The sequence below is a fragment of the Ruegeria sp. AG1 genome (assembly GCF_056541705.1).
This window is the reverse complement of record NZ_JBQFYU010000002.1, coordinates 221,822-247,417: the sequence shown is the minus strand read 5'-3', so window position 1 is coordinate 247,417 and position 25,596 is coordinate 221,822. Positions and strand designations below refer to the sequence as shown.

Here is a 25,596-nt window from a genome sequence, read left to right as displayed (position 1 = left end):
GGTGGCAGATACAGCAGGAGGTACGCATGGGCGCCACAGACGTCAACCTGGCCGAGCTGATTGGATCGCGCATTTGTCACGATCTGATCAGCCCGATCGGGGCCATCACCAACGGGCTAGAGCTGTTGGATATGGTTGGCGCGGTGCAAGGCCCCGAGATGGAGCTGATCTCGGGCAGTGTCGGCAGTGCTGGCGCGCGCATTCGGTTTTTTCGCGTGGCCTTTGGCTCGGCCAGCGACCAGCCATTGGGGCGCAGCGAGGTCGCCGAGTTGCTAAAAGACGTGGAACGAGCAGGTCGTGTGCGGGTCAACTGGAACCTGACCGAGGCTGTGCCACGCAATCAGGTCAAACTGGCCTTTCTGGCCCTTATGTGCTGCGAGAGCGCGATGCCGTTTGGTGGGCAGGTCGATATCTCGACCTCTGACACCAGTTGGCAGGTGACTGGGACGGCCGATAAACTGAACATTGACAATGACTTGTGGAAGAATGCTGCCACGGGCAACTTCGCCAACAAACTCACCCCTGCGCAGGTTCAGTTTGCCTTGCTGCCGGAAACGGCGGCGGCCATGGGGCGGCGGGTTGCGGTCGAGACCGGCACAACCCGCGTCACCCTGAGGTTCTAGGCTCGGGTTGTACCGTTTCCGCGCACCAGATATTGAAAACTGGTCAATTGTGCTGCACCGACAGGACCTCGTGCATGCATTTTGCCCGTGGCAATTCCGATTTCAGCGCCCATTCCGAACTCACCGCCATCCGCAAACTGCGTTGACGCATTGTGCATCAGGATCGCGCTGTCCAGCCGCTCAAAGAAGCGCGCAGCCGCCGCGTCATCCTCGGTCATAATGCAATCTGTGTGGTTCGAGCCATATTGCTGGATATGCGCGATGGCGGCGTCAATGTTGGCAACGGGTTTGGCAGCAATGATGCTGTCCAGAAACTCTTTGCCCCAATCCTCAGAGGTGGCTGACGTGGTTCCATCGACGGCCAGAACACCTTCGGAATGAACCTCGACCCCGGCGGCCATAAGCGCTGCAATCACGTCGCGCCCAAGGGTTTTGGCCACATTCTGATGGATCAGAAGACACTCTGCCGCGCCACATATACCGGTACGCCGGGTCTTGGCGTTCAGCACCACGTCCAACGTCTTTTGCGGGTCGGCGGCCTTGTCGATGTAGATATGCACGATACCCTCAAGATGGGCGAAGACCGGCACGCGCGCCTCACGCTGAACCAGCCCAACTAGTCCTTTGCCGCCACGGGGAACGATGACGTCGACATAGTCGGTCATGGTCAGCAATTCCTGCACCGCCGCGCGGTCACGGGTCGGCACAAGTTGAATTGAATCCTCAGGCAGTTTCGCGGCCTTCAGACCTTCGACCAGACAGGCGTGGATGGCGGTGGAGGAGTGAAAACTCTCGGATCCACCGCGCAGGATCACGGCGTTACCGGACTTCAAGCATAACGCGCCAGCATCGGCGGTTACATTAGGGCGGCTTTCGTATATCACCCCAATGACACCCAACGGCGTGCGCACACGCTGAATATTCAGGCCCGAGGGCATGTCCCACTCGGTCATCACCTCGCCCACCGGATCGGTCTGATCAGCCACCGTGCGCAGGCCATAGACCATGCCCTGAATGCGGTCCTCATCCAGCATCAGACGGTCCATCATGGCAGGGCTCAGGCCCTTTTCACGCCCGAACTCCAGATCCTTCTTGTTGGCGTCGATAATCTGAGCGCGATTGGCCCAGACAGCCTCAGCCGCGGCGATCAGGGCTGCATGTTTACGCTCCGCCGAGGCAAAGGCCAGCTCGCGCGCGGCAGCTTTGGCGCGTTTACCCAGATCGGCCATCAGAGCGGGAATATTGTCGAGATCCTTCATAACCTTAGCCTTTCTGCGCCTTTATAGCGCCAAATCGTCCCTGTGAATCAGCGCTGCGCGACCAGGATAGCCCAGCGTTGCCTCAATCTCTGAAGATTTTCGTCCTTTGATTGCGTCAGCCTCTTGCGCGGTATAGCGGCTGATGCCCTGCGCCAGTCGACGCTCTTGCAGGTCAAGAATGGCGACCGGATCGCCGCGTCCAAAATCGCCGGTCACTTCGACGATACCCGCTGGCAACAGGCTTTTGCCATTTGAAAGCGCCTTTGCGGCGCCATCGTCAATCGTTATCTCTCCGCGCGGTTTCATCGCCGAGATCCAGCGCTTGCGCGCCGCATGCGGATCAAGCGTTGCCGTGAACCACGTGCTGTTTGCGCCATTCTCAAGCGATTGCAAAGGGTTGAGCGTCGATCCTTCGGTGATCGCCATATCGCAACCTGCAGCTGTCGCCATCTTGGCCGCCATCAACTTGGTCTTCATGCCGCCCTTGGAAAGGCCAGAGCCAGCGTCTCCGGCCATCGCCTCAATCTCGGGCGTGATTTGGTCGATCGTGTCGTAGCGCGTGGCCGAGGCATCCTCGTTAGGATTGCCGGTATAAAACCCGTCCACATCCGACAGAAGGATCAATTGGTCCGCACCAACGGTTACCGCGATCTGTGCTGCCAGCCGATCATTGTCGCCGTAGCGGATTTCATCCGTAGCGACTGTATCGTTTTCGTTGACAATGGGAACAACGCCAAGGCCCAAAAGCGTCTCAAGTGTCGCGCGAGAGTTGAGATAGCGGCGACGATCCTCGCTATCCTCGAGCGTCACCAGCACTTGGGCCGTGGTGATCTGGTGCGGGGTCAGCGCCTCTTCATAGGCACGCGCCAGACGGATCTGACCAACAGCAGCTGCGGCCTGAGATTGCTCCAGAGCCAACGCCGCTGCAGGTAAGCCCAAAACACCGCGCCCCAAAGCGATCGAGCCAGAAGACACCAGAATCACATCCGTGCCCTGCCCTTTCAGCCAGGCCACATCCTGAGCCAGTGATTTCAGCCAATCCGAGCGTAGCTGTCCCGTGTTCCGATCCACCAGCAAAGCGGACCCGATCTTGACCACCAGCCGACGGGCTGCAGTCAGGGTTGCCACGGCGCGGCCTCCTCGGCGGGTTTCTGGCGCAGGCGGTTTTCGTCGATCTGAGCACGCAGGGCGCGCAGCACCTCGGTTACGCCCAGATGCGCGACACCTGACATCGTCATGACCGGGCCACCAACGGCCTCTTCCAGTTCGGCCTTGGCCAAATCACGTTCTTCGTCATCCAGAGCGTCGACCTTGTTCAGCACCGTGATCCGAGGTTTCTCGGCCAGTTCTCCGCCATAAGCCTCAAGCTCATGGATGATGGTGCGGTAGTCATCGGCCACGGTTTCCGAGGTGCCATCGACCAGATGCAGCAACACCGCACAGCGCTCAACGTGACCGAGGAACCGGTCGCCGATCCCGCGCCCTTCATGAGCCCCTTCGATCAGGCCGGGAATGTCGGCCACCACAAATTCCACATTGTCCACGCCGACCACGCCCAGATTGGGGTGCAGAGTGGTAAACGGATAATCCGCGATTTTGGGTCGCGCGTTAGAAGTTGCGGCCAGAAAGGTCGATTTGCCCGCGTTGGGCATGCCTAAAAGGCCAACATCCGCGATCAGTTTCAGCCGCAACCAAATGGTGCGATCAATGCCCGCCTGCCCCGGATTGGCCCGGCGCGGTGCCTGGTTGGTGGCCGATTTGAAGTGGAGGTTGCCAAAACCACCGTTGCCACCTTTGGCCAGCAGAACCCGCTGCCCGACCTCGGTCAGGTCGCAAATCACGGTCTCTTCATCCTCATCGAGGATCTCAGTCCCGACCGGTACGCGCAGAATGATGTCGTCACCATCCTTACCGGTTCGTTGCTGACCCCGGCCCGGTTGTCCGTTCTTGGCAAAGAAGTGCTGTTGGTAGCGGAAGTCGATCAGGGTATTCAGTCCGTCCACGACCTCGGCCCATACGGACCCGCCTTTGCCGCCGTCCCCGCCATCAGGGCCGCCGTATTCAATGTACTTTTCGCGTCGGAAGCTGACGCAGCCGCTACCTCCGGCCCCGGACCGGATGTAGACCTTTGCTAGATCGAGAAATTTCATGGTCTGTCCCCTACTGCAAAGGCCCCATCGGCCACAAGTCAGAGTTTCTTTGTATAGGTCCAGGTGGGCACATTCGCGTCGCGCGCCACCGAGTAGCTTTCTGCGTCACCCAGATACTGGAAACCGCAATGGGTCAGTACCCGCGCCGAGGCCGGATTGTCCTGAAACACGCTGGCGAACATATTGGCGTTCTCAAGCGGGTTGGCACCGACCAGGGCCTCAACGGCCATCGAGGCAATGCCCGTGTTCCAATAGACAGGGGCGACCCAATAGCCAACCTCGGACTGGTTGCGATCAAGTCGTTGCAATGAGATCAGGCCGATCAGCTCGGGCCCATCGTCCTTGGTGGCATCCATCGCCCAGACGTCCTCATCCCGGTCTTCCGCCATCGAGCGGGTCACGAAGGCTTCAATCGAGCCCGGCGGCAGCGGGTGCGGGATCGATGTTGTCATGCGCGCCACACGCTCATCGCCTGCGTAATGTTCGATAAGCCCCATATCCGACCGACGCAGAGGGCGCAGGTCGAACCGCTCGGTTTCGATGACCGGCTGATTTATGATTGCTTCAAGTTTCATGAGTGCGTTCCTCCTCCGAACAACACAAAAAGTACGGACGCAACAGTCAGACTGGCGAGCGTCCACATCAGATATTTTTCCGCAGGCCGACCTTCAACCACATGGGCGATCCGGTCCCCTGCAAATGTCCAGATCGGGTGCAAAACGATCTGGCAGAACAACAAACAAAGAGCGATCGTGAGCGTCGCCTCAAAACTGGACGTCCCCGCCGCAACAAACCCCGTGAACCCTGCAATGATCATCGCCCAGGCCTTGGGGTTAAGCGGATGCACGATGAGCCCGGACATAAAGCCCGGTGCTTTCCCATCCGCAGCTGCGCGAGACAGCCTTAGATTGGCAATCTTCCAGGCCAGCCAGCAAATATAGGCAGCAGAAGCGTATTTCAGCACCTCAAACGCCAGCGGAGCCTGATCGGCAACCTGCATCAGACCAAAGCCCACAGGCCAAATGATCAGTTGCTTGCCCAACACGACCCCGGCCACAAAGGGCAATGCGGCGCGAAAGCCGTAGCGCGCACCTGTTCCCATCAGGACCATATTTGCCGGTCCCGGCGTGCCAACCTGTGAGGCGGCAAAGATGAGAAAGCTAGTGGTTGCGACGGGCATTGCTGTTCTGGATCACGACTGCGTTAAAACGAAAAAGGGACCGGCATTTTCTGCCGGTCCCCCATGAATTTTTTATTAAACCTTCTGGGTTTCGGCTTACTCTGCGGCCTCCGCCACTGGCAGGACCGAAATGAAGGTGCGGTTTTTGAGTCCCTTGTGGAACTTTACGGCGCCATCGGTGGTTGCAAAGATTGTGTGGTCTTTGCCCATGCCTACGCCTTCGCCCGGCCAGAACTTGGTGCCGCGCTGACGTACGATGATGTTGCCTGCGATGGCTGCCTGGCCACCATACAGTTTCACGCCAAGGCGGCGACCAGCTGAGTCGCGACCGTTACGGGAGGAACCGCCAGCTTTTTTATGTGCCATTCTCTCTCTCCTTAGCCTTGAGCCAGCTCTTTGGCTTGCTCAACCCATTCGGGCTTCACTTTGATGGTGTCGATAGCAGCAATCTGCTCGTCCGACAAGGTGGCCAGAGCGGCAAAGCTCTCGATACCGGCTTCAACCAGCTTTTTGGCGGCAGCAGGGCCGACGCCGTTCAGCTTGGTCAGATCGTCAGCGGCAGCAGCGGCGGGTGCCTCTGCTTTCTTGGCAGGCTTTGCAGCAGGTGCCGCTTCGCCAGCCGGAGCAGAACCGGTTGCAGCCTTGATGCCCGACTTGTCAGCGCCCGACGACAGGATGTCGGTGATTTTAACCAGAGTCAGCTTCTGACGGTGGCCAACGGTACGTTTCGAGCTGTGCTTACGACGGCGCTTGACGAATTTGATGACCTTGTCACCTTTGATCTGTTCGATCACTTCGGCCTGTACGCCTGCGCCTTCAACGAAAGGTGCCCCAACAACCGGAGCGTCGCCGCCCAGCATCAGAACATCGTTGAATTGAACTTTTTCACCTGCGTCGGCAGCCAGTTTTTCAACGCGGAGCACGTCGCCCGCCTGAACCTTGTACTGCTTGCCGCCAGTCTTGAGGACCGCAAACATGCGTCTTTCCTTTTCTAACCCGCGTTCTGTGGTCCCCTACCGGGCGTTTTTGGCTTGAAAGCCACCTCGAACAGCGCGCCCTGTTTGGGCTGTGTGGAAGACCCCGTGAGGTATCATAGGGTCATATAATAACGACACCCGGCGCGGAGAACCGGCCGGGATGCGCGCTTATCCACATAATGAAAGGCAAAGTCAACACCCAAGACCGGTCAGAGATCAGAGGATTGCCAAACCTGCGCCACCGCCGCGCCCAGACGGTACGAGATCCCATCAAACATCTCGTCAAACCCTTTGAACAGGGCCGCGTTCAAGGCCTGCCCGGTCTCGGTTCGAGAAAACGCGATATTCTCGCGCATCTCGACCTCATCCAGCGGCTGATAGGCCAGAAGCAGAAAGGAGTACAACCACGTGGTCGTCTCTGCCGTCACTGTGTCTTTCTGCGCCAGCAACCCGTCCAGAACCTCTTCGTATTCGGCCAAACTGTCGCCGTAGAGCCCCAGGAAAAAGTTGTAGTCTGAACTCAGCGAGCTTTGGACATTCTGGTCAATCAGGTCGTTCGCGCGAATGTACTCCTCAACAAGTTCGAACCTGGGCGAGTCGGGTTCGGTGCCCTCGTAGGCCTCGTTCGCCATCTCTTCGATTGCCTCATCGGCAAAGGCTTTGCGGGCCGAGTTCTCCAGCGTTACGATCGTCTGCCCCAGATCGCTTTCAAAGAAAACGATTGCCTGATCCATCTGCTCTTTCGTCATGCCCTCGGCGAAGGCTTCGGTCAGACGGGACTTCATCCAGGAGTGGTTGTAGATCTCCTCAACCTGATCCTGAAACAGAGGGCCTCCGTCACCGTCCAACAGGCTTTCTTCGAGTTCCTGCTGATGGACCATGCCTTCGTCGATCAGAATTCCCACAACCTGATCCAGCTTCATGGCATGCGCCAGCCGATTGGCCCGCTCATTCGCGGAAGCTGGCAGCGCCCAAAGCAATGTCACCGCAAAGGCAAGTGCCAGACGCATCAGATATCCTGAGCCGGATGAAGGTCTGCCATGCGGACAGCCAGAACCTCAAACCGCATGGCCATGATTTCATATTGGATCGCGTTCAGAAGCTCATAGACCTCTTGCATCAATGGCTGTTCAAGCGCCTCGGCATAGGCCTCGACCTCCGCGTCCGAGAAATCCTGGTAGGTGTAGGCCGCTCCTGCCAGCGCCGAAAGCTGCAAGGCCTGGCGCATCCCGGCCTCATTCTGCCGCAGCATCAACCGCAGCTCATCCGCGTCCAATTGCAGGTCGATCACACCAGACGCGCTGGCCGCCAGAAGAAACCGCAACTGGATCTCCTGCAAAGCGCGCAACGAAGTCCCGCTGGCATCAATCGCATTGTTCATCCGCTTGAGCTGCTCCACACGGGGCGAGCCATCCTGCACAAGGCCAGCTACAATTTCCTGCCCTTCCTGCTGTTTGGCCTCTTCATCCTCGTTCAGATGCGCCGCATTTTCGACCTCAACCAACCTTTGCCCCAGATCCGAGGCATAAAACTCCACCGCATGCGCCAGCGCCTCGTCGCTCAATGTCTCTTCGAGAATCGAAACAGCCGTTTCATGCATGAGCTCGGTATCGAAGACCTCTTCGGTCAGGCGGGTCCAGTCTGATCCGAACCCATCGGGGTCAATGCCAAGCATTTCTGGGGCAGAGCCAGACGCCAGCGCGATACTCTCCAGCGCCACATCAAACCCGGTAGTATTGAGGAAGGCTTCGATCCGGTCGCGATTGGCTGCAGCCGAAGAAACAGGGACCAAAACAAGCGCGACAAGCAGCGCGAGCAATGGGACAACAGAACGCTCAATTCGATTTTTCATAGCTATCAGCCTAGGTGATTTGTTGCGGCAGGCAATGGAAAATCCAAGGAATGTGAATTCTGGGAATTTTCTGCTTGCACCCCTGCGCGTTCCTCACTAAATCCCCCCCTCACAGACCCCCGCGGAGAGGTGCCGGAGTGGTCGAACGGGGCGGTCTCGAAAACCGTTGTGGGTGCAAGCCCACCCAGGGTTCGAATCCCTGTCTCTCCGCCATAATTTCCAAATGGTCTCTTTGCTTTCACAGACCGACAGGTCTGTCATCCAGCACGAAGAGAGGGGCTGGCCAAGACCCCCTCATCCAGCCCCCCTCACACCGCCCCTCACATTCAACCACAAAGTGAGAGATCAGTGCCCCTTTTGGCCCAATAGGCCTATTCAAACAAAAGACGTTACTCGTTAATTTGGGAACCGAACCCGAGCGCGACCCCACAGTGTCTCTTTTACCCCGTCTGACTGCAGTGTCGGTCATTTTGGGGTCAAAGGCAGTGAAGTCCTTCACATAAGACCAAAAATTCGACCGAGCAGTAAAGTGCGAGCATCGTCGCAGGTTTCGCTCGGCACCACGTTCTCGTGCAACGCCCATACCTCAAACGCCAGGCTCAACGCGGTAATGCGATATCCTCGAAATTCAATGCGAAGCGCAAAGCGGTGGGCGCTTTGTCGCCGGAACAAGCCGCACAATCAGCGTAGCTTGGCCCAAACCCGTATTCTGCTGAGAAATCACAAGAATTCCCCTTTGAGTCGTCCTAGATTTGGATCATCCCAGCGGCACAAATTTCCAAAGGAGACTCATAATGTCGCGTACTCTTCTTATAATCATCGTCCTCGTCGGTCTTGGCGCGGGCGGGTATTTCTATCTCAACCAACCTGAACCGACGCCGGCCGAAAGACTTGAAGCCGCAGCCGAGGATGCGAGCGATGCCGTCAGCGAAGCGGCCTCGGCCGTGCAGGACGCCGCAAGCGAAGCGTTGGAATCGGCCACGGAACAAGCCAGCGAAGCGGCGTCATCTCTGACCGAACAGGCCTCTGAGGCCGCGTCATCTGTCGCGGATCAGGCCACTGAGGCAGCCAACTCAATCGCGGATCAGGCCTCCGAGGCTGCAGACCAAGCCGGTGATCAGGTTGCCTCGCTGGCAGATCAAGGTCAGGAGTTGTTCAACTCTTGGGTTGAAGAGGGCATGCTGACAGCTCAGAACTTCGACTATGACGCCATGGTCGCCTCGGTACAGAACAGCGAGATGGCACAGGGTGTCAAAGATCAGGTGATCAAGATCCTGGACGAGATCAAAGCCTCGCCTGAGGCTGTTCTGACCAAGCTTCAGGACCTGCAAAATGCGATGAGCCAATAAGGGTCAGGCCGTCCACTGTCGGCCATCTCCACATGCCGTGACGTTAGATCGCGGCTTAATTGACGCGGCGCGGGGCTTTTGTTTGGCTTGACCCAACAAGAACCCCGCGCCGTTTTTCTTTGCCGTCAGGCTGACGCCTGATCCGGTGGCCCCGGCGCAACTCAAGGACTGACCAATGACCGACTTGCCCTCTACCATGCGCGCCGTTGTCCTGAAACATGACGGCTATTCCGGCACGATGACAGGCCCCACGATCAAAGACGCGTCTGAGTGGTTGGCAGACGCCGAATTGCCCGTCCCTACCCCCGGCCCCGGACAGGTTTTGATCCGGCTGCGCACCGCTTCGGTCAATCCGTCAGACATTCACTTCATCAAAGGCGAATACGGCCAACCCCGTGTCAAAGGTGCCGCTGCGGGCTTTGAAGGGTGCGGAGATGTTGTGGCAACGGGCAAGGGTGCGGAAGGTCTACAAGGCCTGCGCGTCGCCTTTGTTGCCGCCGGATCAGGAGCGTGGGCCGAATATGTCGTGACCCAGATGCAAATGTGCATCCCTCTGCGCCCCGACATCTCGGACGATGACGGGGCTGCGCAGATCGTCAATCCGCTGACAGCGATGGCCATGGTCGATATGGCCAAGGTAGACGGCGATGCGTTTGTTGTTTCAGCCGCCACCAGCCAGTTGGGTAAGCTGATGTGCAGCCTTGGGCGGGATCTGGGCTTGAAGCCCATCGCCATGGTGCGGCGCGCTGAGGCTGCTCCGATGCTGAAAGAGCTTGGGGCTGCGGAAGTTCTTGTCACAACGGACCCTGATGTTGCGCACCAATTTGCCGAACTGAGCGCCAAGCTGAAGCCCCGCGTCTTTCTCGACGCTGTCATGGACCCTCTTTCCGAGCAGATTTTCTGCGCCATGCCCAATCGCGCACGTTGGATTTGCTACGGCAAACTCGGCAGCGATGCCCCAACCCTGACCCAAACCGGGCAATTGATCTTCATGGGCAAACGGATTGAGGGGTTCTGGCTGACAAACTGGATGATGACCACCCCTCCGGCCGACCAGATGCGCGTTGTGACCGAGGTTCAGGCGCGTTTCGCGGACGGTCGTTGGAAAACGGATGTATCCGAGCGTCTGACACTGGGCGATCTGATCACCAACTTAGGGGACGCTTTGAAAACGAGCGACGGGAAGGTGATGATTACGCCCTAACCCTTTGAAAAGAAAAAGGGCCCGCGATTGCGAGCCCTTTTGAAATTCGTTGTTCGCAGCGATTAACGCTTCGAGAACTGGAACGAACGCCGCGCTTTGCGCTTTCCGTATTTCTTACGTTCCACAACGCGGCTGTCGCGGGTCAGGAAGCCAGCGGCTTTAAGAGCACCACGCAGCGAGGGATCATAGAGTTGCAGCGCTTTCGAGATGCCGTGCTTGACCGCACCGGCCTGACCGGTCAGGCCACCGCCTTTGACGGTTGCAACAACGTCGAACTCACCTTCAACACCAGCAACCTGGAAAGGCTGGCGCAGGATCAGCTGCAGAACGGGACGAGCGAAGTACTTGTCCTGGTCTTTGCCGTTCACAGTGACCTTGCCGGAACCCGGCTTGATCCAAACGCGGGCAACAGCGTCTTTACGCTTGCCGGTGGCATACGAACGACCAAGTTCGTCACGTACGGGTTCACGTACGATGACTTCTTCGGCCACGGTTTCAACGCCTGCGACGGCGCTCAGCTCTTCGAGAGTATTGATCTGATCAGCCATCGGTCATTAGCTCCGGGTGTTTTTCTTGTTCATGGACTTAACGTCCAGAACTTCGGGGGCCTGGGCTTCATGCGGGTGCTCGGCACCGGCGTAAACGCGCAGGTTGGTCATTTGCTGACGCGCCAGACGGTTGCCCGGCAGCATACGCTTGACGGCCTGAACGACAACGCGCTCAGGATGTGCACCTTCCAGGATCTGCTGTTTGGTGCGCGACTTGATGCCGCCCGGGTGGCCAGTGTGCCAGTAGAAGTTCTCTTCACGCTTCTTGCCGGTCATCTGGATTTTGTCAGCGTTGATCACGATGACGTTGTCGCCCATGTCCATGTTCGGGGTGAACGACGCTTTGTGCTTGCCACGCAGGCGCATGGCGACGATCGAGGCAAGACGGCCCAGAACAACGCCCTCGGCGTCGATCAGGATCCACTTCTTGTCGATGTCTGCAGGTGTTGCAGAAAAGGTTTTCATGGCAGGATAGTCCTGTTTGATGTGAAAGACCGCCCCAAGACAGAGCGGTCCGAATTCGATGGAGGGGGTTTAGACCTGCTTAGAATGCACGTCAACACACGCAATCAAGTTTTTATTGTTATTCTTTAATGACTTACAAAATAGGTATTATTTTACCCCACTCTAAACACTGATTTGCTCAGGCGGATTGTCCAGCAAAGCCCGCAGGCGGAGCATCGCATCCTCGAACCTTTGCAGGGATACATGCCCGTTCATCGCAATGCGCACCGCGTTCGGGGCGCGCCCGTCCCGCAGCGCGAACTCATCCGCAGATCGCAGTTGAATCCCTTCTCGCTCTGCCGCACGGCTGAACGCAGCAGCCCGCCAACCCGACGGCAAATGCAGCCAAACAAACGGCACATCTGGCGCCCAGTTCAGATCGAACCCGCCCAAGGCATTCACTGTCACCCGCACATACTCTCCCATCCGCGAGCGTACATCCAGCGCAATTTGGCGCGTCCGAGGATCAGAAAGTAGCAACCGGGTCAGTTCAGCCAGCGGCTGTGCAAGGCCAAAATATCCGTATTCAGCTGAACGGCGCAGATCCACGCTCCGGTCTCTGGGCGCAATAGCAAAGCCGACACGCAAGGACGGTGTCAGCACTTTCGAGATCGAAGACACGTGCCATCCCCGCTCAGGGGCCAACGCGCGGAAACTTGGTTCTTTTGCGTCTCCCATCCGGTAGCAGTCGTCCTCAACGATCTGCACATCGTATTTCCGTGCGATTTCCACGATTTCCTTGCGCCGCTCCAAAGGGGTGTGCAGCCCGGTCGGGTTCTGAACCTCGGGCGAGACACAGACTGCCTGCGCTGGCGTCTGGCGCAAGACATGCTCCATCGCTGCCGGGTCGATGCCCCATTTGTCCATTCGGATGCCAACCACATCGGCCCGCATCAACTCTGCCGCGCGACGGAACCCGGCATAGGAGAGGTCTTCGACCATAACGATCGGTTTGGGCCCTTGCAGAATGGTCTGGAACACAAGGCAAAGGCCGTTCTGACCTCCGTGTGTCAGTACAATGTCGTCGTCGCTCAACTTGCCAAGCGGTAGGTCCGACAACCATTCAACAACCGCCTGACGCATGGGTTTATACGCATCGCGTGTCGGATAATTCATGAACAAGGCCGGATCCGACTGCGCGACTTTCTGCAGACACTCGCGGATCAAAGACACCTGCCCCATATCCGCAAGCCTCGGGCTGAACAGGCTGACGTGATTGGCATTCTGAGCCTCGGCCAGATGAAGCTGCCGAGACCAGACATCGTCCAGAATCGGAGATTTCGGAGGGGCGACAAATGTACCACGTCCAACCTCCGCATGTAGCAAGCCCTCTTCGGTCAGAATCGTATAGGCCCGCGCGACGGTTCCCGGAGTGATCTGGAGGCGATACGCAAGTTCGCGCACAGGGGGCAGTTTGGCCCCGATATCTAACGTCTTAGTTTCAATCGCTTTTCGTATTGTATCAGCCACCAGGGTGTATTTGGGCCCTTTGGATTTTGGCAGCGTCTCCGGCCAAATTGTATCCATTACAATTCTTCCTTTGCATTTGACACAATTGCGAATGTATCAAACATATGTACCGAACATTGCTACTTTGTGTCAATACAATTTGAAAGGAATACTGAGATGACACGCACAATGCACACTCCCGCCCTTACACTGCTGAACGCCAGCCCCCGGCTGCCGCTGATCGCTGTGCTGGCCGTGCAGTTTGCGGCGGCGGTCACTCAATGGGAACGCCGTCGTCGCAGTCGCGTCAATCTGGGAAAGCTGGATGACAGGTTGCTCAAGGACGTAGGCCTGACCCGTCTGCAAGCCGACCGCGAAATCAAGCGCTATTTCTGGCAGTTTTAACCCATCCCCAGTCCCAAATTCATTTGGGACCTCTTCCCTGGCCGGGGTTCGCCCCGGCCCTTTTTATCCGAATTTTGCAGCCAAAGACCCGGCCGGCGGGATGGAATAGGTCATACTGGCCCGCGCCACGGGCTGATCTGACCCGACCGAGTAAATCAATACATCACCAACGGCCAGAGTGCGCCCCAGTTTCAAAAGGCGACATTCCGCGATTAGATCTTTGCCTCCTTCAGGTTTGCGTAAAAAGTCCAGAGAGCTGTTGGTCGTAACTGCCAAGGACTGACGCCCCTTGCGCGCCAATACCATGGCATAGACGCAAACATCCGCCAGACCGAACATCGACGGGCCTGAAACCGTACCGCCTGGGCGCAAATGACGGTCTTCGACCACAAGGCGCATGGTGATCGTCTCCTCGGTCAGATCCTCGACAACGAAATCGCGATGAACCTGCGGGAATACCTCTTTAAGGTACTGCGACAGCTCGTCTTTGCTTAACGCCAATCCCATGCTTCCCCTCCTTCACTTCTCACCCTAGAGTTGGCCCAACAGCCAGCGGGAGAGCAAGATGGCAATTTTGGAACGTAACGACACAGGTGCCGTCGCGCGGCTGCACATGAACACGCCCGAAAGGCTGAACGCGCTGAGCGACGAGATGCTGGCCGCCTTGCAGTCCGAGTTCGACACGCTGCGCGATGACCGCTCGATCCGTGCAGTTATACTGTCGGGCGAAGGCAAGGCCTTCTGCGCCGGGCATGATCTGAAACAGATGACAGCCGGACGTCAGTCTGAGGATGGCGGCAAGGCCTATTTCCAGGACCTCTTTAACCGTTGTGCGCAGATGATGATGTCGATTCAGTCCCTGCCCCAACCCGTTATTGCGCAGGTCCACGGCATTGCCACGGCCGCCGGTTGTCAATTGGTCGCGACCTGCGATCTGGCCGTCGCAGCCGAGGGCACGCGTTTTGGGGTGAACGGAGTGAATATCGGCCTGTTCTGCTCGACCCCCATGGTCGCGCTCAGCCGCAACATCCCCAGAAAGCAGGCATTTGAGATGCTGACCACCGGAAGTTTCCTCTCAGCCGAGCGCGCGCAGGAACTGGGGTTGGTCAATCGGGTTGTCCCTGAAGCTCAACTCAACGACCAAACCCTCGCCTTGGCCGAACAGATCGCAGGCAAGCTGGGCGTCGCCGTCAAAATCGGAAAAGAGGCGTTTTATCAACAGCTTCAGATGCCGCTGGATCAAGCCTATACCTATACCGGAGAGGTAATGGTGCAGAATATGCTGCATCGCGATACCGAAGAAGGCATTTCTGCGTTTATCGAAAAACGACCCCCGAATTGGTCTCAATAAGACAATTATTCCGAACATTTTTCACTACTGTCATCATTTTTGCACTTTTCAAAAGGGCAACACTGTGGCAATGCTGGGACGAGGCTAAGGCCTCAGCTACACTTTTGGGTCGCCGTGGGCGGAAGGTCCCTCCAAGCTGGTTTCTCTCACTGGCGTTGACATTCCCGCAGCGGCGACCCCAAGACCCCCCTAAAATCTGAAGCATTTGACGGTTGCTCAGTTGCGCCCGCTTAGGCTCTGCCCTATGTGGCAGCGCATGACACAAGCATTGCATATCGTGGGCGGCGGCATGGCCGGGTCCGAGGCCGCATGGCAGGCGGCGGAAATGGGCGTGGATGTTGTGATCCACGAAATGCGCCCCACCGTGGGCACCTTTGCGCACCAGACCGGCAATCTGGCCGAGATGGTGTGTTCCAACTCGTTCCGCTCAGACGATGATGAACAAAACGCCGTGGGTCTGCTGCATTGGGAAATGCGCGCTGCAAACGGCTTGATCATGACGACTGCAGATGCCCACCGCTTGCCCGCAGGCGGGGCGCTGGCCGTCGACCGCGATCCGTTTGCCGAGACGGTCACGGCTAAACTGCGCGCGCACCCGCGGATCACGGTGACGGATGAAGAGGTTACCTCTCTGCCTGACGACGGGCAGTGGATCTTTGCCACCGGCCCTCTGACCTCAGCCAAGTTAGGTGAGGCCATCCAAGCCGAAACCGGATCGGACGCGCTGGCCTTCTTTGATGCCATCGCGCCGATTGTCTATGCCGAGAGCATCGACATGAGCAAAGCCTGGATGCAGTCTCGCTATGACAAAGGTGAGACCGAGGAAGAGCGTACCGCCTATCTGAACTGCCCCATGGATCGAGATCAATATGAGGCCTTCATCGACGCCCTTCTGGCCGCCGATAAAACCGAATTTCACGAAGGCGAAACCGCTGGATACTTTGATGGCTGCCTGCCGATCGAGGTGATGTCTGAACGGGGTCGTGAGACGCTGCGCCACGGGCCAATGAAACCCGTCGGCCTGACCAACCCCCATCAGCCGGACGTGAAGCCTCATGCCGTTGTGCAGCTGCGCCGCGACAATGCGCTTGGCACACTGTTCAACATCGTGGGCTTCCAAACCAAGATGAAATACGGCGCCCAGACCGAGGTGTTCCGTATGATCCCCGGTCTGGAGAACGCCAGTTTCGCACGCCTTGGCGGGATACACCGAAATACGTTTATCAACTCTCCGACCCTGCTGGACGAGAAGATGCGGTTGAAATCAAAGCCGAACATCCGTTTCGCCGGTCAGATCACCGGTGTCGAAGGCTATGTCGAAAGCGCGGCTATGGGGCTTTTGGCAGGTCGACTGGCGGCAGCTGAAATTATGGACCGAACCCTACCCGGGGTACCGCAGGACAGCGCTATGGGCGCATTGATCCATCACATCACCGGCGGCGCGGAGGCCAAGACGTTTCAGCCCATGAACGTCAATTTCGGCCTGTTCCGCCCTGTAGATGGCCTGAAAGGTGGCCGCCGGGGACGCAAAGACCGCTACAAAGCCTACACCGACCGCGCAAAGACTGAATGGACGGAGTGGCTCGCGCAAAGCTGACTGGACGATAACGGACGCAGCGGCTTAACATGCGGTTATGAGTGACAAGTTTTTCAAGGACACATACGGATCGAAATCTCCGCAGGACACCCAAGCGCATTACCAGAAATGGGCCGCAACCTATGAGGATTCTGTGGCGGAACAGGGATATGCCACCCCGGGTCGGGTTGCCAAAGCGCTGTGGTCCAAGAGGCCTGAGGCACAAACGCCCATTCTCGACTATGGCTGTGGAACGGGGTTGTCCGGTGTTGCGCTGCGCTCAATTGGGTTTGAAGTGATCGACGGAATGGACCCAACGCCCAATATGCTTGAAGAGGCCAAAGCCAAGAACGTCTATCGGGCGCTGATCGGCTTCGACATCTCTGATCCCGAACCCATTGAACACGGCGCTTACTCAACCATTTCAGCCATCGGAGTGATCGGTGCCGGAGCAGCACCACCTGAAACTCTGGACCTCCTCATGCACGCGTTGCCCAAGGATGGTTTGCTGGCATTTTCTTATAACGATCATGCACTTGCGGACTACTCTTATACCTCACGCCTGAACGACTGGCTGGACTTGGGGGCTGCGCGCTTGCTGTTCAAGGAATACGGGCCTCATCTACCCGGAATGAACATGAAATCTGACGTGTACGTGCTCGAAAAGACGTGACTTTTACGACCCGCTTTGCGCCTTCTCCTACAGGTCCCTTGCATCTTGGCCACGCTTATTCGGCGATGCTGGCCAGTGACATGGCTGCCTCCGAAGGCGGCACATTCCTGCTGCGGATCGAGGATATCGACCAATCCCGCGCGCGATCGAAGTGGGAAGAACAGATCTATGCAGATCTCGAATGGCTGGGCCTCAGCTGGCCGACACCGGTTCTGAGGCAATCTGAGCGCATCCAAATCTACGAACAGGCCCTCGATACCCTGTGGTCGAAAGGTCTTTTGTACCCCTGCACCTGCAATCGCAAGGATATCGCCGCAGCGGCCAGCGCCCCGCAGGAAGGGGCACCTCTGCACGGGCCGGATGGGATCATCTATCCCGGCACCTGTCGGCACAAAGCGAGCCGAAACAGCGTAGAACGACCTAAAGACACGCCCCTCAGGCTTGATATGGCTATGGCGGCACAATCCGTTCTGTCACATGGGAGCGGCAGTTTTCTCGAGCTAGGCACTGGACCAAATGGGGAAACTGGACGGATTTCCTTCGACAAGGCCGAACTGGAAACAACGATCGGTGATGTCGTCCTTTCCCGCCGAGGTATGGGCACCTCCTACCACCTGTCCGTCGTCCTCGACGATGCGGCGCAGGGTGTGACCCATGTCATTCGCGGTCAGGATCTGTTTGAGACAACGCGTATCCACGTCCTGTTGCAGGCTCTGCTGGGCTTACCCACGCCCGAATACCTGCACCACCGCTTGATCCGCGACCCGAACGGCAAACGCCTCGCCAAACGAGACGACGCTCGCGCCATCGCAAAATACAGGGTCGAAGGCGCAACCCCTCAGGACATCCGCGCCATGGTCGGCCTTTGACACCGCTTTGTCGTTTCAAAAATACTCAAACCGAAGGTAGCGACATCTGCGCCACTCACTCCATCGGTTTCATCAACTCGACTTCTTCACCGTCGCGCGCGGCCGTGTAGAAGCACGACCGGCGATTTGTGTGACACGCCGCGCCAGTCTGACGGATCACGACCAAGATGCAATCCCGGTCGCAATCAAAGCGGAAATCGACCAGCTCCTGAATATGCCCGGACGTCTCGCCCTTGATCCAGAACGCCTGGCGCGAGCGCGACCAATAGGTGACGCGCCGCGTCTCCAACGTGCGCTCAACCGCTTGCTGATTCATCCAAGCCATCATCAGGACCTCACCCGAGGCGTGATCCTGCGCGATGGCGGGGATCAGCCCGGCTTCGTTATATTTGAGATTGGATGGATCGAACGTGACTGTGTCAGACATGACAAAAACCTTTTGCATCCCGAGGGCTGACCACTATGTATGGGGAACACGGAACGAGGGAAAGCCATGAGCGGCGAGAACGACCTGATTAAGCTGTACTCCGGGCGCATTCTGGCGCTGGCGGCTGATATCCCGCATCTGGATCGGCTGGATCAGCCCGATGCGACGGTCAAGAAACGCTCGCCCCTTTGCGGGTCGACTGTAACCGTTGACGTGGCGATGAAAGACGGACGTGTTAGCGATTTCGGGCAGGACGTCAAAGCCTGCGCCCTCGGTCAGGCCGCTGCTTCAGTGGTTGGCGATGCGGTGATTGGTGCAACGCGGGCACAAGTTGAAACCGCCCGAGATCAGCTGAAGACCATGCTAAAAAAGGACGGCCCTGCCCCGGATGCCCCGTTTGACGGGCTTGAAGTTCTGATCCCCGCCCGCGAATACAAAAACCGCCATGCCTCAATCATGCTGGCGCTTGAGGCAACAGCTGAGGCGATGGAACAAGCCGAACAGTCGAACTGCGCCTAAGCTTGGCGTTTTGGCCTTAACCTGTTTAATTTCACCCAAACTTCTGTGGAGGAATGGGCGTGAACAACCTGCTCGAACACTTCGTTACGTTGTGGGTTGTCATTGACCCGATCGGCACAATTCCTGTTTTCATCGCCGTCACTGCGGGCCTCGAAGCCGCTGCACGGCGCAAAACGGCGATGCTCGCGTCGTTGATCAGTGCCGGCGTGCTGCTGTTCTTCCTCGTCTTCGGACAATTGCTGATCGAGGCGTTAGATATCGGGTTGAACTCGTTCCAAGTCGCCGGAGGGATCATCCTGTTCCTGTTCGCGCTGACAATGATCTTTGGCGAAAGCAAGCAGGAGATCGAACAACGCGCCGCCGAAGACGACAAGGAAGATAAGGTCCATAAACACAACCCGGCGATCTTCCCTCTGGCTGTGCCATCGCTAGCTTCACCCGGTGCGATGCTGGCGATCGTGATCCTAACGGACAACCACCGCTACAGCGCCGCCGACCAGGGGATTACTGCGCTGGTCATGCTATCGGTCGTGCTCATCGCCTTTGTTCTGATGCTTCTGGCCGAGCCGATCATACGCCTGATCGGTCATTCCGGCGCGGCAATCATTAGCCGGGTGATGGGGATGATTCTGGCCTCGGTCGCGGTGAATTCCGTTCTGTCGGCCATGTTGGAAATCATCAAAACCGGCCAGTTATAAAAAAACCGCCGCTCCTTCCGGGCGGGAAGGGCGGCGGCAGGCAATGCGTTTCTCGTGTGGGGTCCGGGGTACCGCGCGGGGCCGAGGCATGGCCCCTCAAGGGGTTTGGGACAGGCAGGTCACCCTTGATTTCACTGGGGATGACAGGCGCGGGCTATTCGGCACGAGATCGCAGGCAAAAAGAGTTAGAAGCCGACCGGAAGGTGAAGAGCCACCATCAGCATAACGACCAGAGACGCAACACCCGCAGCATCCTGCAGGATGGTCGAGTGCGAGCGCGTGAGTACGGTCTTGATCTGGGTCAGCATGGGTCACCTCCGGGTCAGGGATTTAATCCTTTGTTGACCTTTTGTTCTCATATTTCCCCGAGTCGGTAAAGAACTTTTTGAGAACATTTGCGAACTTTATGGATACTTCGTTACTAACCCACTGAAATCAAACGGATCGCTTGATCCTGTTTCATCAGCCAAAGCAGAACACGCGCAGCTTTGCCTCTATCTGTGGTCAATTTGGGATCGGTATTCAGCAAGGCCCGCGCATCGGTCTGGGCCACGGCCATTAATCCGGCCTGCCGTTCCAGATCCGCAATACGAAACTTGGGCAGGCCCGACTGGGCGGTGCCAATCAGATCGCCCGCACCGCGCATCTGTAGATCGGTCTCAGAAATGCGAAAGCCATCTTCGGTCTCACGCAGGACCTCCAAGCGTTTGCGGCCGCCCTCACTGAGAGGCGCCTGATACATCAGAAGACAGGTCGAATCCGCATCCCCTCGACCCACACGCCCGCGCAACTGGTGCAGTTGAGCCAGACCAAAAATCTCAGCCCGTTCGATCACCATGATCGAGGCATTGGGGACGTTCACGCCCACCTCGATCACGGTCGTCGCCACCAACACCTTGGTTTCACCTGTCTGGAACGCGGTCATGGCGGCATCTTTTTCGGCAGGCGGCATTTGCCCGTGGACCAAACCAACGGTGCCCTCGCCCAAGATAGCGCGCAGCCGTTTGAACCGCTCTTCCGCCGCTGTCAGGTCGGACACCTCGGATTCGTCGACCAGCGGACAGACCCAGTAACACTGCCGCCCTTCCTCAATGGCGCGGCGCAGATGGGCGACGACTTCTTCCATCCGCCCTGTGCTGACAATCGCGGTCTTGATCGGTTTTCGCCCCGGCGGCTTTTCATCCAGAACCGAGACATCCATATCGCCATATTGCGCCAGGGCTAGACTGCGCGGGATCGGCGTGGCCGTCATGACCAAAACATCAGCACCCTGCCCTTTTTCCGACAGCTCCATCCGCTGGCGCACGCCAAAGCGATGCTGTTCGTCGACAATCGCCAGACGCAAGGCCTTGAACGCCACATCATTTTGGAACACCGCATGGGTGCCCACAAGTATCTGGATATCGCCAGCCTCCAAAGCGGCAAGCTTGGCCCGCCGCTCTGCCCCCTTGTCGCGTCCGGTCAGGATTTCCAACACAACGCCGGCCTCTTCCGCCAAGGGACGCAACCCCTCAAGATGCTGGCGTGCCAGAATCTCGGTCGGAGCCATCATGACCCCCTGCCCCCCGGCCTCCACCGCGACCAGCAGAGCCATGAACGCCACCAGCGTTTTGCCTGCGCCCACGTCACCCTGAAGCAACCGGTTCATGCGCGATTCCGAGGCCATATCGCCCACGATTTCATCTATCGCCCGTGTCTGCGCACCAGTTGGCCGATAAGGCAGGCTCGCCAGAACCTTTGATTGCAACGCGCCCGTGCCAACACTGACAATCCCGCGTGCTTTGCGTTCCCGTTGCCGCGCCAGAGCCAGCGTCAACTGATGCGCCAGCAGCTCATCATAAGCCAAACGCTCTCGCGCCGGGGCGAATGAGGCCACGTCATCCGCTCCTTGAGGGTTGTGAGCGGTCTGAATTGCCGCGTGCCATGAAGGCCAGTTCTGACTGCTGATCTGCGCCGGATCAGCCCATTCGGCCAGGTATGGCGCGCGCGTCAAGGCGCTGCGGACGGCCTTGAACATGGTCTTCTGCGTGATCCCCTGCGTCAGGTGATAGACCGGCTCAAACTCCGGAATGTCCGAGGCCTGATCCACCGGCAGCATGTGATCGGGATGAACCATCTGCGCCATGCCGTCGAACAGCTCCAACTTGCCCGAGATCACACGGCGCGATCCTTCCGGCAGGACTTTCTTCAGGTAGTCGCCACGCGCGTGAAAGAACACCAGTTGGAAATCGGCCTGACTGTCCTCGACATGGACCCGGTACGCACCGCCCCTGTTCCGAGATGGGCGATGCGGTCCGACCGTCACCTCAACCGTCAACGTCGACGGTAGATCAACCCCTTGGATCGTGTCGCGCCTGCGTCGATCAATCACGGCATAGGGCAAGCCAAACAGAACGTCGCGCGGGCTTTCCATCCCGGCCTGCGCCATCGCCTGAGCGGTCTTCGGGCCGACCCCCTCCAAGGTTTCAACCCCTGCGAACAGGGGAAACAAGGATTCTGGCCGTCCGCTCATGCGCCGTCGATCAGCTGCAACCAGCCATCCTCATCCAGGGTTTCGATCCCCAACTCTGCCGCCTTTTTGGCCTTGGAGCCAGCACCCGGCCCCGCAATCAGAATATCGGTCTTCTTACTGACCGACCCTGAGACTTTGGCTCCCAACGCCTCGGCCCGCGACTTGGCTTCGGCACGTGTCATCTTTTCCAGCGTGCCGGTGAAAACCACGGTCTTGCCCGCCACCGGGCTTTCTGAGGCTGGCGCATCGGGAGGCACGACGGTCAAATGCGCCTTGAGCGCATCAAAAGCCTGTCGCTCTTCGACGTTGGCGAAGGCGTCGGACAGGGCCAAACCAACCGTCGCGCCGATCCCGTCAACCGCAATCAAATCCGACCACGCGGTCGAGGCCTCCTCGGGCACGGACAATTCCGCGATGGCGGCGGCGCGGCTTTCCTTGATCCGTGCCCGACGTCCTTGAGAGGCGGCGGCCAACCGTTCAGCCTCTTCCGCTTGATCCGCGGCGCGATACGCAAGCGCCGCCGGGCGCGCGGAATCGACCGCTTGGGACATTGCCTCCCAGTCGCGGTAGTGCAGCGCAAGATCTCGTGCGACGACCTCACCTACATGGCGGATGCCAAGGCCAAACAGCAAGCGCGCAAAGGGAATGGTCCGTTTCTCATCAATGGCTGCAAACAGATTACTGGCCGAGGTGTCCCCCCATCCTTCGCGATTTTTCAAACGGGACAGAGCACTTGAGTCCCGCTCTTGCAGATTGAAGATATCGGCAGGCGTTTTGATCGGCAGGACAGGATCTTCATAGAACATCTCGATCTGTTTTGCGCCCAAGCCTTCTATATCGAAGGCCTTGCGAGACACGAAATGCTTCAATTTCTCAACAGCTTGCGCAGGGCAGATCATGCCGCCCGTACAGCGCCGCACCGCGTCACCTTCTTCGCGAACCGCCGCACTTCCACACTTCCCACACGTGCGCGGGAACTCATAAGGAACTGCATCTTCGGGTCGTTTCGAAAGGTCGACATCCGCGATCTTAGGGATCACATCGCCGGCGCGGTAGACCTGTACCCAGTCCCCCTCTCGGATGTCCTTGCCATCCCGGATGGTGCCACCCTTGGCATCGCGCCCGGCGATATAGTCTTCGTTGTGCAGCGTTGCATTCGAAACCACAACTCCGCCAACTGTAACCGGATGCAAACGCGCAACAGGGCTGAGCGCGCCGGTGCGACCGACCTGAATGTCAATTGCTTCCAGCCGGGTCCAGGCCAATTCGGCGGGGAATTTATGCGCGATGGCCCATCTGGGTGTCGTTGATCGAAACCCGAGACGGGCTTGCAGCCCAAGATCATCCACCTTGTAAACCACGCCGTCGATGTCATAGCCCAGCGTCGCGCGTTGTTCTTCGATCGACCGGTAGTGCGCCAACATTTCCTGAGTTGTCTTGCACAAACATGTCAGAGGATTGGTCGAGAACCCATAGCTTTTCAGACGCTCAATCGCCCCATCTTGCGTCTCCGCCAGAGGGGCCGACAGCTCTCCCCACGCGTAGGCAAAGAACTTCAGCGGACGCGCGCGCGTGATTTCGGCATCCAGCTGTCGCAACGAACCGGCCGCCGCATTTCTGGGGTTGGCAAAGGGTTTGCCGCCAGCCTCAGCTTGACGTTCATTAAGCGCTTCGAAATCCGCGTGAGACATGTAGACCTCACCGCGTACTTCCAGAATATCGGGAGCACCTTGGATTGTGTGCGGAATATCAGAGATCGTTCGGGCATTCGCCGTCACATTCTCTCCCACTTCTCCATCGCCCCGTGTGGCGGCTTGGACCAGTTTTCCCTGCTCATACCGCAGGGACAATGAAAGCCCATCGATCTTGGGCTCAGCCGTATAAGCCAATGGGGCATCCGCAGACAGACCGAGATATTTGCGAACCGAGCGGTCGAAATCCGCAACATCCTCATCATCAAACGCATTGCCCAATGACATCATGCGCTGTGCATGCGTGACTTTGGTGAACCCGTCCGCCGGGCGCGCGCCAACTTGATCACTTGGACTGTCAGAGCGTTTTAAATGAGGAAATTTCTCCTCGATCTCGGCATTTCGCCGTTTCAGCGCATCGTATTCGGCATCCGAAATCTCAGGCGCGTCTTCCCCGTGATACAGCCTGTTGGCCCGCAAGAGCAGGTCTGCAAGGCGCGCGAGTTCGACGCGTGCCTCATCCTCTGTCAGGTCTGCTATCGAGATAGAATTGCTCATGGCCTCGCCCTGTCACTTTATTCTGGACCTCAGTGATAGGGCGAGGTCATGGCTAGGTCCAGATGTGCTGAGCGGTGAGTGGATATGCCACCCTCTGGACCATAGGGGGCAAGTGTCTTCGAACGTCAGGCGTTGACCGCCATCCGCGTCTCGTCGAGGGAGTTGCTTTGCGGGTCACGCAAAACGTAGCCGCGCCCCCATACGGTTTCGATATAGTTGTCACCGCCCGTTGCGTTGCTCAGCTTCTTGCGCAGCTTGCAAATAAACACGTCGATGATCTTCAATTCGGGTTCGTCCATGCCGCCATAGAGGTGATTGAGGAACATCTCTTTCGTAAGAGTTGTGCCCTTTCGCAAGCTCAGCAGTTCGAGCATCTGATATTCTTTGCCGGTCAGATGCACTGTCTGACCATCAACCTCAACGGTTTTCGCATCCAGATTGACCGCAACACGACCGGTGTGAATCACCGATTGCGAATGGCCTTTGGAGCGGCGAATGATAGCGTGGATACGGGCCACCAGTTCTTCTCGATGGAACGGTTTGGTCAGATAATCGTCTGCCCCAAACCCGAAGCCCTTAATTTTGCTCTCGGTATCATCAGCGCCGGACAGGATCAAAATCGGCGTTTCCACCCGAGCGATACGCAGTTGGCGCAGAACCTCATGCCCATTCATATCCGGCAGGTTCAGGTCCAAAAGAATGAGATCGTAATCATAGAGTTTCGCCAGGTCGATCCCTTCTTCCCCAAGGTCCGTCGCATATACGTTCAGGTTGGCATGCGTCAGCATCAATTCAATGCTTTTGGACGTGGTAGGATCATCCTCGACAAGAAGTATTCTCATTTCACTGCTCCAATTTGGGTCAAAACTTCCAATTGAAAATAAACCTGACCAAGAATGGTTAATCTTGCGTTACCGTTGAATCATTTATTCACTTTCGCCTTTAGGTTGTCGATATTTTTTTAATGCGGTGACCTTCAGAGCATCAACGCCATGCTCTGCTACGGCGGAGACCCAGAGGTTGAATTCTTCATCGCTGATACCGTAGCGATTCTTGGCCTCGGACAACGTGATCAGGCCATATAGTACCCCTCGCACGACCAGGATCTTGCGCGACGCCACCCAGCGCCGCGTGTCTTGCGGCGGCAGATCGGCCTGCGACAAAATCGTGCCATCCGGCAGGGTTACAGACCGCGGACCTTCAACTTTGTGCAAATACATCT

General features: G+C 57.8%; 28 protein-coding genes, 1 tRNA gene and 1 pseudogene. 11 read left to right on the top strand and 19 right to left on the bottom strand.

Going from position 1 to position 25,596, the window contains the following annotated elements:
- Positions 1–26: 26 nt before the first annotated feature.
- Entirely contained in the window at positions 27–623 is a 597-nt protein-coding gene (locus ACR0B5_RS03650; protein ID WP_170641624.1) for a histidine phosphotransferase family protein, read from the top strand.
- Here the strand turns inward: ACR0B5_RS03650 and ACR0B5_RS03645 are convergent.
- The 9 genes from ACR0B5_RS03645 to ACR0B5_RS03605 all read right to left on the bottom strand — a co-directional run bounded on the left by ACR0B5_RS03645 (position 620) and on the right by ACR0B5_RS03605 (position 8,041).
- A complete protein-coding gene (locus ACR0B5_RS03645) occupies positions 620–1,882 on the bottom strand; it encodes a glutamate-5-semialdehyde dehydrogenase (protein WP_480538472.1) in 1,263 nt (420 codons plus the stop codon). The two genes, ACR0B5_RS03650 and ACR0B5_RS03645, sit on opposite strands and share 4 nt — an antisense overlap.
- A gap of 21 nt (positions 1,883–1,903) precedes the next feature.
- A complete protein-coding gene (gene proB, locus ACR0B5_RS03640) occupies positions 1,904–3,010 on the bottom strand; it encodes a glutamate 5-kinase (protein WP_170466919.1) in 1,107 nt (368 codons plus the stop codon).
- Entirely contained in the window at positions 2,998–4,032 is a 1,035-nt protein-coding gene (gene obgE / locus ACR0B5_RS03635) for a GTPase ObgE (protein ID WP_170548671.1), read from the bottom strand. Before obgE ends, proB begins: the two co-directional genes overlap by 13 nt.
- A gap of 38 nt (positions 4,033–4,070) precedes the next feature.
- Positions 4,071–4,607: a GNAT family N-acetyltransferase gene (locus tag ACR0B5_RS03630; protein ID WP_170638687.1), complete on the bottom strand. Its 537-nt coding sequence runs from the start codon at positions 4,605–4,607 to the stop codon at positions 4,071–4,073.
- Positions 4,604–5,212 carry a LysE family translocator gene (locus tag ACR0B5_RS03625; RefSeq protein ID WP_170638686.1) on the bottom strand — a complete coding sequence of 203 codons (609 nt, stop codon included), beginning with the start codon at positions 5,210–5,212 and terminating at the stop codon, positions 4,604–4,606. The genes ACR0B5_RS03630 and ACR0B5_RS03625 overlap by 4 nt, the downstream gene beginning before the upstream one ends.
- 96 nt (positions 5,213–5,308) lie before the next feature.
- Entirely contained in the window at positions 5,309–5,578 is a 270-nt protein-coding gene (gene rpmA, locus ACR0B5_RS03620; protein ID WP_039535512.1) for a 50S ribosomal protein L27, read from the bottom strand.
- A gap of 11 nt (positions 5,579–5,589) precedes the next feature.
- Positions 5,590–6,189, bottom strand: coding sequence for a 50S ribosomal protein L21 (locus tag ACR0B5_RS03615; RefSeq protein WP_480538469.1), 600 nt, complete (start codon positions 6,187–6,189; stop codon positions 5,590–5,592).
- 209 nt (positions 6,190–6,398) lie between these two features.
- Positions 6,399–7,199 carry a DUF2059 domain-containing protein gene (locus ACR0B5_RS03610; RefSeq protein ID WP_480538467.1) on the bottom strand — a complete coding sequence of 267 codons (801 nt, stop codon included), beginning with the start codon at positions 7,197–7,199 and terminating at the stop codon, positions 6,399–6,401.
- Positions 7,199–8,041, bottom strand: coding sequence for a DUF2059 domain-containing protein (locus ACR0B5_RS03605; RefSeq protein ID WP_480538465.1), 843 nt, complete (start codon positions 8,039–8,041; stop codon positions 7,199–7,201). Before ACR0B5_RS03605 ends, ACR0B5_RS03610 begins: the two co-directional genes overlap by 1 nt.
- 123 nt (positions 8,042–8,164) lie before the next feature.
- On the opposite strand from ACR0B5_RS03605, the gene ACR0B5_RS03600 reads away from it, so the two are divergent.
- The 3 genes from ACR0B5_RS03600 (at position 8,165) to ACR0B5_RS03590 (ending at position 10,594) form a co-directional block, all read left to right on the top strand.
- Positions 8,165–8,254: transfer RNA gene (locus ACR0B5_RS03600), tRNA-Ser, on the top strand.
- 581 nt (positions 8,255–8,835) lie between these two features.
- Entirely contained in the window at positions 8,836–9,390 is a 555-nt protein-coding gene (locus ACR0B5_RS03595) for a hypothetical protein (protein WP_170548657.1), read from the top strand.
- Positions 9,391–9,565: 175 nt separating this feature from the next.
- Positions 9,566–10,594 carry an alcohol dehydrogenase catalytic domain-containing protein gene (locus ACR0B5_RS03590; protein ID WP_480538463.1) on the top strand — a complete coding sequence of 343 codons (1,029 nt, stop codon included), beginning with the start codon at positions 9,566–9,568 and terminating at the stop codon, positions 10,592–10,594.
- A 62-nt stretch (positions 10,595–10,656) separates the two neighbouring features.
- On the opposite strand, the gene rpsI is transcribed toward ACR0B5_RS03590, so the two are convergent.
- The 3 genes from rpsI to ACR0B5_RS03575 form a co-directional block, all read right to left on the bottom strand.
- Positions 10,657–11,142 (bottom strand): 30S ribosomal protein S9, encoded by a 486-nt coding sequence (rpsI, locus tag ACR0B5_RS03585; RefSeq protein ID WP_039535473.1) that lies wholly within the window; start codon positions 11,140–11,142, stop codon positions 10,657–10,659.
- Positions 11,143–11,148: 6 nt separating this feature from the next.
- A complete protein-coding gene (rplM, locus tag ACR0B5_RS03580; protein WP_170373746.1) occupies positions 11,149–11,607 on the bottom strand; it encodes a 50S ribosomal protein L13 in 459 nt (152 codons plus the stop codon).
- Positions 11,608–11,769: 162 nt separating this feature from the next.
- Positions 11,770–13,173, bottom strand: coding sequence for an aminotransferase-like domain-containing protein (locus ACR0B5_RS03575; RefSeq protein ID WP_480538461.1), 1,404 nt, complete (start codon positions 13,171–13,173; stop codon positions 11,770–11,772).
- A gap of 99 nt (positions 13,174–13,272) precedes the next feature.
- Here ACR0B5_RS03575 and ACR0B5_RS03570 point away from each other — a divergent pair, with 99 nt between their 5' ends.
- The gene (locus ACR0B5_RS03570; protein ID WP_170659576.1) at positions 13,273–13,500 is read left to right on the top strand and encodes a DUF1127 domain-containing protein; all 228 of its coding nucleotides are present in this window, start codon (positions 13,273–13,275) and stop codon (positions 13,498–13,500) included.
- A gap of 63 nt (positions 13,501–13,563) precedes the next feature.
- Here the strand turns inward: ACR0B5_RS03570 and ACR0B5_RS03565 are convergent, their stop codons facing one another.
- Complete coding sequence (locus ACR0B5_RS03565) at positions 13,564–14,007, bottom strand: PaaI family thioesterase (protein ID WP_170700600.1); 444 nt, start codon at positions 14,005–14,007, stop codon at positions 13,564–13,566.
- A 49-nt stretch (positions 14,008–14,056) separates the two neighbouring features.
- On the opposite strand from ACR0B5_RS03565, the pseudogene ACR0B5_RS03560 reads away from it, so the two are divergent.
- The 4 genes and pseudogenes from ACR0B5_RS03560 to gluQRS all read left to right on the top strand — a co-directional run.
- Positions 14,057–14,851: pseudogene (locus ACR0B5_RS03560) on the top strand (enoyl-CoA hydratase); the annotation flags it as partial.
- Positions 14,852–15,107: 256 nt separating this feature from the next.
- On the top strand, positions 15,108–16,448 hold the full coding sequence (trmFO, locus tag ACR0B5_RS03555) for a methylenetetrahydrofolate--tRNA-(uracil(54)-C(5))-methyltransferase (FADH(2)-oxidizing) TrmFO (protein WP_480538459.1): 1,341 nt from the start codon (positions 15,108–15,110) through the stop codon (positions 16,446–16,448).
- Between the two features lie 37 nt (positions 16,449–16,485).
- Positions 16,486–17,100, top strand: coding sequence for a class I SAM-dependent DNA methyltransferase (locus tag ACR0B5_RS03550; protein ID WP_480538457.1), 615 nt, complete (start codon positions 16,486–16,488; stop codon positions 17,098–17,100).
- On the top strand, positions 17,097–17,969 hold the full coding sequence (gene gluQRS, locus ACR0B5_RS03545) for a tRNA glutamyl-Q(34) synthetase GluQRS (RefSeq protein ID WP_480538455.1): 873 nt from the start codon (positions 17,097–17,099) through the stop codon (positions 17,967–17,969). Before ACR0B5_RS03550 ends, gluQRS begins: the two co-directional genes overlap by 4 nt.
- A 55-nt stretch (positions 17,970–18,024) precedes the next feature.
- Here the strand turns inward: gluQRS and hisI are convergent, their stop codons facing one another.
- Positions 18,025–18,414, bottom strand: a complete 390-nt coding sequence (hisI, locus tag ACR0B5_RS03540) for a phosphoribosyl-AMP cyclohydrolase (protein ID WP_170659581.1) — start codon at positions 18,412–18,414, stop codon at positions 18,025–18,027.
- Between the two features lie 48 nt (positions 18,415–18,462).
- Here hisI and ACR0B5_RS03535 point away from each other — a divergent pair, with 48 nt between their 5' ends.
- Both ACR0B5_RS03535 and ACR0B5_RS03530 read left to right on the top strand, forming a co-directional pair.
- The gene (locus ACR0B5_RS03535; RefSeq protein ID WP_425082813.1) at positions 18,463–18,915 is read left to right on the top strand and encodes an iron-sulfur cluster assembly scaffold protein; all 453 of its coding nucleotides are present in this window, start codon (positions 18,463–18,465) and stop codon (positions 18,913–18,915) included.
- A 59-nt stretch (positions 18,916–18,974) separates the two neighbouring features.
- On the top strand, positions 18,975–19,613 hold the full coding sequence (locus ACR0B5_RS03530; RefSeq protein WP_170458257.1) for a MarC family protein: 639 nt from the start codon (positions 18,975–18,977) through the stop codon (positions 19,611–19,613).
- A gap of 185 nt (positions 19,614–19,798) precedes the next feature.
- On the opposite strand, the gene ACR0B5_RS03525 is transcribed toward ACR0B5_RS03530, so the two are convergent.
- The 5 genes from ACR0B5_RS03525 to sciP form a co-directional block, all read right to left on the bottom strand.
- The gene (locus ACR0B5_RS03525) at positions 19,799–19,921 is read right to left on the bottom strand and encodes a hypothetical protein (RefSeq protein ID WP_480538453.1); all 123 of its coding nucleotides are present in this window, start codon (positions 19,919–19,921) and stop codon (positions 19,799–19,801) included.
- A 113-nt stretch (positions 19,922–20,034) separates the two neighbouring features.
- Positions 20,035–22,125, bottom strand: a complete 2,091-nt coding sequence (recG, locus tag ACR0B5_RS03520) for an ATP-dependent DNA helicase RecG (protein WP_480538451.1) — start codon at positions 22,123–22,125, stop codon at positions 20,035–20,037.
- The gene (gene ligA, locus ACR0B5_RS03515) at positions 22,122–24,374 is read right to left on the bottom strand and encodes an NAD-dependent DNA ligase LigA (protein ID WP_480538449.1); all 2,253 of its coding nucleotides are present in this window, start codon (positions 24,372–24,374) and stop codon (positions 22,122–22,124) included. The genes recG and ligA overlap by 4 nt, the downstream gene beginning before the upstream one ends.
- 125 nt (positions 24,375–24,499) lie before the next feature.
- Positions 24,500–25,216 carry a response regulator transcription factor CtrA gene (gene ctrA, locus ACR0B5_RS03510; protein ID WP_170466869.1) on the bottom strand — a complete coding sequence of 239 codons (717 nt, stop codon included), beginning with the start codon at positions 25,214–25,216 and terminating at the stop codon, positions 24,500–24,502.
- Positions 25,217–25,300: 84 nt separating this feature from the next.
- A complete protein-coding gene (sciP, locus tag ACR0B5_RS03505; RefSeq protein ID WP_480538447.1) occupies positions 25,301–25,594 on the bottom strand; it encodes a CtrA inhibitor SciP in 294 nt (97 codons plus the stop codon).
- Between the last annotated feature and the right edge of the window lie 2 nt (positions 25,595–25,596).